The sequence below is a fragment of the Paenibacillus apiarius genome (assembly GCF_017052585.1).
In the GTDB taxonomy this organism is placed as follows: Bacteria; Bacillota; Bacilli; order Paenibacillales; family Paenibacillaceae; genus Paenibacillus_B; species Paenibacillus_B apiarius.
The window spans coordinates 3192501-3200000 of sequence record NZ_JAFFHZ010000001.1 but is presented as its reverse complement, the minus strand read 5'-3'; the positions used below and the strand labels follow the sequence as shown (position 1 = coordinate 3200000).

The following is a 7500-nucleotide window of genomic DNA, read 5'->3' as shown; positions in this document are numbered from 1 at the left end:
TGTTAAACACGTATTTCTTCTTTGAATAGGCCTTCTTCAACTGTTCTAAGGCTTCGTCTTGAAATTTTTTGCCGACTTTGTCGATTGTCGTCTTGACGGAAACACTCCATATTCTTTCTTTTTTAGGATCGAAGAAAACACCATATTTTCCGTCTGCAGATTGAACCGTGACCTGCCCATTCTCAAGCTCGCCAACATCCTCAAGCTTTATCTCTTTTCCTGCAAATTGTTTTACCGCTTTTTGCAGCTTGGCGGCCATCTTCTTGTCAATTTGGAATTTCTTTCTTTCCGCTTTTTGCTGCTGCTGCTCTTGTGCTGCCTCCGCGCCTGCAGGATTCGGGCCTGCCAGGGTAACCAACATACTGGATACGATCATAGATGCTAAAATTGCTTTTTTTACATTCATTTTATTTCCTCCTATTCATAACGTAGTATTCTTATTGTAGATTTAGTGAAAAAAAGAATAACCAGACTGCATATTCCCGTCTTGCAGATCTGACAGTACTCAATTCCCTGCGGCCGCTCTGCTCCCCGACTTTATGTACACGACATTTTTCTCGGCATCCAATGCGGCTCTCACCGCCGTAATATCATCTTTTTCGATGAAGCGGTAATCTTTAAATAAGCTGTCCCATTTTACTTCATATCCCGTAATGTCGATATTGAATAATTTCTTCGCGAGCGGGGCGACCGCTTCTTTGGCTTCTTTTTCTGTCATCTCTTTGTTCGTCGTGACCTTATTGCCTTGTTCATTGATCAGGCTGATTGCTTTCCCGTTCTCCATATAGGCCGTCACTTTGTCGTCCTGAAGTATCCAGGTACTAATATTCCAGCTCTCAATCTGCGCCTTCGTCACGTCAAATTGATGATCGAACGCCGTTTTGATCGCTTCCGTTGCCGATTTCAGCAATTTCGGATCAAGTTCTTTTTTGTCAATATCGATCGTCGTGTTGGCGACGTTGGCATAGCCTTCTGAAATATTATGATGCACGATAGTGCGAAAATCTTTCCCTTCTAAATGATAATATCTATTATCGGCAAGTTTCCCCTTACTATTATCGTAGGATTGGTACAGTGTAACGTTTTTGTTAAATACATATTTCTTCTTTGAATAGACCTTCTTTAACTGTTCTAAGGCTTGGTTTTGAATTTTTTTGTCGACTTTGTCGATTGTCGTCTCGACGAAAACACTCCATATTTTTCCGCTTTTAGAATCAAAGTCAACACCATATTTTCCGTCTGCAGATTGAGCCGTGACCCGCCTATTGTTAAGTTCGCCGATATCCTTAAGCTTAATCTCTTTCCCCGCAAGTTCATTTACCGCTTTTTGCAGCTTGGCAGCCATCTTTTTGTCGATTTTCACTTCTTTGCTCTTCGCTTGCTGCTGTTCTTGCTGCTTCTCTTGCGCTGCCTCCGCACTCGCAGGAATCGGTCCGGCCAATGCGGCCAGCATGCCGGAGACGACCAGTGTTGCGACGATAGCTTTTTTGAAATTCATGGTAAATCCTCCTATGCATCTATTTGTGTTTTTTAATTCCCTGCGGCCGCTCTGATCCCGGACTGTATGTACACGACATTTTTTTCGGCATCCAATGCGGCTCTCACTCCGGTCCCTTTGCCTTTAACGAAGGAGTAAGCTTTAAATAAGTTGTCCCACACTTCATACTCCGAAATGTCGATATTGAATAATTCCTTAGCAAGCGGAGCAACGACTTCTTTAGCATCCTTTTCCGTAATCTCCTTGTTGGTCGTTACCGCTTTACGCGATTTATGATATAGGCTTGTGACCTCTCCCTTCACTATTTCAAGCGATACGTACTTATCCTCAAGTGTCCAAATAGAGTTTCTTAGATTAGCGGCTGTAACTTCCAAATCATGATTGAATGCCGTTTTTACCGCTTTTGTTGCCGTTTCCACCAACTTCGGATCGAGCTCTTCCTTGGTGAACTTTATCTCAAATCCACCAACTGCATCTTTTGGCATTTTAGGAATATTTTCTTTGAAGAAGTGTACTTCAAAGTCTTTCCCAGTAAACTTATACGATAAAGGCACACCTAGCTTTTCTTTATCACCATCATAGTGTCGCGACTTGATCACTTCTTTATCAAAGGCATATGTTTTCTTGGCATATGCTCTTTTCAATGCATTCAGGACTTTCTCCTGATCCTGTTTACTGATTGTGTCGATTGTGACCTTTTCATCAATTTGCCATATTCTGCCTCCATCAATATTGAAGTGGAGAGCGTACTTTCCGTCTGCGGATTCAACCTTTGCAGCCATATGAACTTCTGTCTTCTCACCGACATTCTTCAGCTTGATCTCTTTCCCTGCATATTGTTTGATTGCTTTTTGCAGCTTGGCAGCCAGCTTCTTGTCGATTTTCACTTCTTTGCTCACCGATTGGTGCTGCTCTTGTGCTGCCTCGGCTCCTGCTGGGATCGGGCCTGTCAAAGTAATTAACATACTGGATACGATCATAGATGCTAGAATTGCTTTTTTTACATTCATAGTAATCCTTCTATGTATTCCTTTGGTTTATTGTGCATCTAACGAAAATTAGAATTTGTACATTTCATTCGAGCCTGTATTTTTAGTCTGATAACGTCTAATGCCCCACCAATAATGCTTAGCCACCCGATATAATGTACACCGCGTTCTTATCGGCATCCAATGCAGCTCTTAATACCGTTTCTTTGCCTTTAACGAAATAATAATCTTTAAATTTGTTGTCCCACTTCGCTTCCAATCCCGAAATATCGATATTAAATAATTCCTTGGCCAGAGGAGCGACCACTTCCTTTGCATCTTTTTCAGTAACCTCTTGGTTGGTCGTTACCTTTTTCCTTGTTTTATGATATACATTCAAGACCTTTCCCTTTTTTGCTTCCATCTCAAGTGATACATCGTTATCCTTAAGTGACAACATATAATAATTTTCCCCGACAGAAACAAGATACGCCGCTGTTACATTCAAATCATGATCGAAAGCCGTTTTCATCGCTTTTGCTGCCGTTTCCAGCCATTTCGAATCGAGCTCCTCCTTGGCAAGCTTTATTGTAACTTCTCTGACAAAACCTGTCCCACTCCATATTGCCTCAAAATCTTTCCCTGTCAACGTATACGAAAAATAATCTTTTAGTTTTTCTTTTTTCCCATCATAAGGCTTAGTCAGAACAACTTCTTTATCAAGGACGTATGTTTTCTTTGCGTATGCCTCTTTCAGCACTTTCAGGACCTCCTCCTGAGCCTCTTTGCTGATTTTATCGAGTGGAACCGTTCCGTCTATCGACCATACTTCACCTTTTTTATAATCAAAGTGGACGACGTACTTTCCATCTATCGATGTAACCTTTGCATCTGAATCAGTTATAGACTCGGCAGCATCCTGCAACTTTATCTCTTTCCCCGCAAATTGCTTTACCGCTTTTTGCAGCCTGGCAGCCAGCTTTTTGTCGATTTTCACTTCTTTGCTCTTCGCTTGCTGCTGCTCTTGCTGCTGCTCTTGCGCTGCCTCGGCTCCTGCAGGGATCGGCCCCGCCAAAGTAATGAACATGCTGGATACGATCATTGATGCCATAATTGCTTTTTTCAAATTCACAGTAAATCCTCCTATGTATATATATACTTATGTTCTTATTTCAGCGAAGAATAGAATTCAAGCAAGCTATTCTTTACGCTCATGCGTAACCCCAGTGACTTCTAAGCCCCAGGAGCCGCAGCGCTCCCGGCTTTTATGTATACCGCTTTTTTCTTGGCATCCAATGCCGCCCTCACACTCGTGCCATTCTTTTTGGTGAAGCAATAGTCTTTTGTCAGGTTATCCCATTTCACGTTATATCCATTAAGATCGATGTTGAACAATTTCTTTGCTAATGGTGCAACCGCTTCTTTTGCCTCTTTTTCTGAAATTCCTTTATTATCCCGTACTTTTATACCGAGCTCATTGATTACGCTATTTATTTTTCCTGACTTGGGATCCGCGTAAATCGTAACCTTGTCGTCCCGAAGCATCCACTTTAATTCTGGTTTTTGACCTTGTTTCCATATACTAAAATAACCCTGAAGCTGACCCTGCTTCATTTCAAATTTATGATTAAAAGCTGTTTTAGCGGCATCTGTCGCCGCTTTCAACAATTTCGGATCAAGCTCATTCTTATCGAAATCAATCTTTATAGAACTGAGGCCATCTTCCCCAATAACCCAATTTTTGTTCAGGTCGGCGGAGAAATCTTTTCCTCGCAAGCTGTACGTTATCTCATCTCTCACCTCTGCTTTCTCATCGGTATACTGGTGAGTCACCTCAACTTCATTATCAAATGCGTAGTCCTTCTTCTCATATATTCCTTTCAACGCCTTCAGAACTGCTTCTTGATCCTGTTTGCTGATCTGGTCAAGCGTGGCGGTTTGGCCGCCTACGGTCCAGATAATCCCTGTATCGATGTCATATCGCGCAAAATATTTCCCATCTACAGATCGCACTTCTGCGGTGTAAGCCGAATAAACACCAAGCTTGCCTGCCTTCTGCAATTCAACGTCTTTCCCGGCAAATAACTTTACCGCTTTATTCAACTTTTCAGTAAACTTCGGATCCACTTGAACCGTCCAGCGATCCGATTGTTGCTGCTCTTGCTGCTTCTCTTGCGCTGCCTCGGCTCCTGCAGGAATCGGACCTGCCAATGCGGCCAGCATGCCGGATACGACCAATATTGCGACAATCGCTTTTTTCAAATTCACGGTAAATCCTCCTATGTATATACTTGAATATATGATCACTTATATCATCCTAGCGAAGGCATTGGTAAAAAACCACAAAAAATTCTATTATTATTTATTAAGAAAACGTTAATAACTAGCAGGATTAATATCAGTTACTTTTGACCATTGTCTTTGCTATTTTGATAAGCTCTTCCTTCGTTAATGGATTTCCATCTTTCGTCGTGATTTGAAATTGCTTGCCCTTTTTGAACCAAACAAGGCACAATACGACGCTGCTCAGAGCAGCAACTGCTAATTTCATCGATGGATTCATTTGTACTTCTCCTCTCATCTGTCTGCTCTTTACTAATACCAGCCAGGATAAGGAAAGCAATCCACGAAACAATTGATTAAACCTTTTTAAGAAACCTTAATAATTCTAAGATGATATTAAAAGAATCAGATGGCTTCCCCTTACGCATTTTGCCGCTATAATATACAAAAAAAACACCCATAAGGGGTGTTTGTACTAGTCAAGACGCTATTTCAGATTGATTAGTAGCCACTGGCTTGGCCAATTTCCGCACCGTCTGCCGGGGTCAGCAATGGCTAGCAAGCTCAGCAGCTTGTAAAGCCGCATGGCCCCGACAATCCCTGCAAAAGTGCAGTATTCTCCTGCACGTCAACACTCGTCCGGTTCACTGCGTTCTTTCCCTATATAGAAAAAAACCACCGACAGAAGTCAGTGGTCTTTGTCTGCTTGGCAACGTCCTACTCTCCCAGGACCCTGCGGTCCAAGTACCATCGGCGCTGGAGGGCTTAACGGTCGTGTTCGGGATGGGTACGCGTGGAACCCCTCCGCTATCGTCACCAAACAGTTATTCAAGGATTGCGCCTTGAAAACTGAACGCGAAAGTTTCATTTGCTCTAGAATCAATTGTGTTAGTAGGATAAGCCCTCGACCGATTAGTATTCGTCAGCTCCACACATTGCTGTGCTTCCACCCCGAACCTATCTACCTCGTCGTCTTCAAGGGGTCTTACTAAATTGGGAAATCTCATCTTGAGGGGGGCTTCACGCTTAGATGCTTTCAGCGCTTATCCCTTCCGTACGTAGCTACCCAGCCATGCCTCTGGCGAGACAACTGGTACACCAGCGGTACGTCCATCCCGGTCCTCTCGTACTAAGGACAGCTCCTCTCAAATTTCCTACGCCCGCGACAGATAGGGACCGAACTGTCTCACGACGTTCTGAACCCAGCTCGCGTACCGCTTTAATGGGCGAACAGCCCAACCCTTGGGACCTACTTCAGCCCCAGGATGCGATGAGCCGACATCGAGGTGCCAAACCTCCCCGTCGATGTGGACTCTTGGGGGAGATAAGCCTGTTATCCCCAGGGTAGCTTTTATCCGTTGAGCGATGGCCCTTCCATGCGGTACCACCGGATCACTAAGCCCGACTTTCGTCCCTGCTCGACTTGTAGGTCTCGCAGTCAAGCTCCCTTCTGCCTTTGCACTCTTCGAATGATTTCCAACCATTCTGAGGGAACCTTGGGGCGCCTCCGTTACTCTTTAGGAGGCGACCGCCCCAGTCAAACTGCCCACCTGACACTGTCCCCGAACCGGGTCACGGTCCTAGGTTAGAACTCCGATACGATCAGGGTGGTATCCCAACGATGCCTCCACCGATGCTGGCGCACCGGCTTCGCAGGCTCCCACCTATCCTGTACAGACCGTACCAAAGTCCAATATCAAGCTGCAGTAAAGCTCCATGGGGTCTTTCCGTCTTGTCGCGGGTAACCTGCATCTTCACAGGTATTAAAATTTCACCGGATCTCTCGTTGAGACAGCGCCCAAGTCGTTACGCCATTCGTGCGGGTCAGAATTTACCTGACAAGGAATTTCGCTACCTTAGGACCGTTATAGTTACGGCCGCCGTTTACTGGGGCTTCGGTTCATAGCTTCGCCTTGCGGCTAACCACTCCCCTTAACCTTCCAGCACCGGGCAGGCGTCAGCCCGTATACTTCGCCTTGCGGCTTCGCACAGACCTGTGTTTTTGCTAAACAGTCGCTTGGGCCTTTTCACTGCGGCCCCCTCGGGCTATTCACCCTACCGAGGCACCCCTTCTCCCGAAGTTACGGGGTCATTTTGCCGAGTTCCTTAACGAGAGTTCTTCCGCGCGCCTTAGAATTCTCTTCTCGCCTACCTGTGTCGGTTTGCGGTACGGGCACCTTCACCTGGCTAGAGGCTTTTCTTGGCAGCATGAAATCAAGACCTTCGGTACTATAAATTTCCCTCCCCGTCACAGCCCAGCCTTATGGTCAGCGGATTTGCCTACTGACCGGCCTCACTGCTTGGACGAGCATCCATCAGCTCGCGTCCCTATCCTTCTGCGTCCCCCCATTGCTCATAACGGCTTACGGTGGTACAGGAATTTCAACCTGTTGTCCTTCGACTACGCCTTTCGGCCTCGCCTTAGGTCCCGACTTACCCTGGGCGGACGAGCCTTCCCCAGGAACCCTTAGGCTTTCGGCGGACATGATTCTCACATGTCTTTTCGTTACTCATACCGGCATTCTCACTTGTGTATAGTCCAGCAGTCCTTCCGGTCTACCTTCAACCCGATACACAACGCTCCCCTACCCATGCATCTTACGATGCAAGCCATAGCTTCGGCGATACGTTTAGCCCCGTTACATTTTCGGCGCAGATTCACTCGACCAGTGAGCTATTACGCACTCTTTAAATGATGGCTGCTTCTAAGCCAACATCCTGGTTGTCTGGGCAACTCCACATCCTTTCCCA

6 protein-coding genes and 2 rRNA genes (2 of these 8 running past the window's edge) are annotated in these 7500 nt (G+C 45.4%); all 8 read right to left on the bottom strand.

The window, feature by feature from the left end; all coding sequences use genetic code 11:
* Positions 1–406 carry the beginning of a hypothetical protein gene (locus tag JSQ80_RS14480; protein ID WP_206095772.1) on the bottom strand. The gene continues 581 nt to the left of window position 1, outside the view, so only the first 406 of its 987 coding nucleotides appear in the window; the start codon lies at positions 404–406; its stop codon lies off the left edge, out of view.
* A gap of 99 nt (positions 407–505) precedes the next feature.
* Positions 506–1498, bottom strand: coding sequence for a hypothetical protein (locus JSQ80_RS14475; RefSeq protein ID WP_206095771.1), 993 nt, complete (start codon positions 1496–1498; stop codon positions 506–508).
* Positions 1499–1530: 32 nt separating this feature from the next.
* The gene (locus tag JSQ80_RS14470; protein ID WP_206095770.1) at positions 1531–2508 is read right to left on the bottom strand and encodes a hypothetical protein; all 978 of its coding nucleotides are present in this window, start codon (positions 2506–2508) and stop codon (positions 1531–1533) included.
* Positions 2509–2626: 118 nt separating this feature from the next.
* Positions 2627–3598, bottom strand: coding sequence for a hypothetical protein (locus tag JSQ80_RS14465; protein ID WP_206095769.1), 972 nt, complete (start codon positions 3596–3598; stop codon positions 2627–2629).
* Positions 3599–3699: 101 nt separating this feature from the next.
* A complete protein-coding gene (locus tag JSQ80_RS14460) occupies positions 3700–4689 on the bottom strand; it encodes a hypothetical protein (RefSeq protein ID WP_240463667.1) in 990 nt (329 codons plus the stop codon).
* A gap of 175 nt (positions 4690–4864) precedes the next feature.
* Positions 4865–5029 carry a hypothetical protein gene (locus JSQ80_RS14455; protein ID WP_206095767.1) on the bottom strand — a complete coding sequence of 55 codons (165 nt, stop codon included), beginning with the start codon at positions 5027–5029 and terminating at the stop codon, positions 4865–4867.
* Between the two features lie 424 nt (positions 5030–5453).
* A 5S ribosomal RNA gene (gene rrf, locus JSQ80_RS14450) occupies positions 5454–5570 on the bottom strand.
* A 71-nt stretch (positions 5571–5641) separates the two neighbouring features.
* Positions 5642–7500 (bottom strand): 23S ribosomal RNA (locus tag JSQ80_RS14445) (it continues 1070 nt past the right edge of the window).

What these genes read in the sequence shown, in the direction of transcription:
- JSQ80_RS14475 (WP_206095771.1), bottom strand. Translation starts at nt 1,498, where the DNA reads ATGAATTTCAAAAAAGCTATCGTCGCAACACTGGTCGTCTCCGGCATG.
- JSQ80_RS14470 (WP_206095770.1), bottom strand. Translation starts at nt 2,508, where the DNA reads ATGAATGTAAAAAAAGCAATTCTAGCATCTATGATCGTATCCAGTATG.
- JSQ80_RS14460 (WP_240463667.1), bottom strand. Translation starts at nt 4,689, where the DNA reads ATGCTGGCCGCATTGGCAGGTCCGATTCCTGCAGGAGCCGAGGCAGCG.
- JSQ80_RS14455 (WP_206095767.1), bottom strand. Translation starts at nt 5,029, where the DNA reads ATGAATCCATCGATGAAATTAGCAGTTGCTGCTCTGAGCAGCGTCGTA.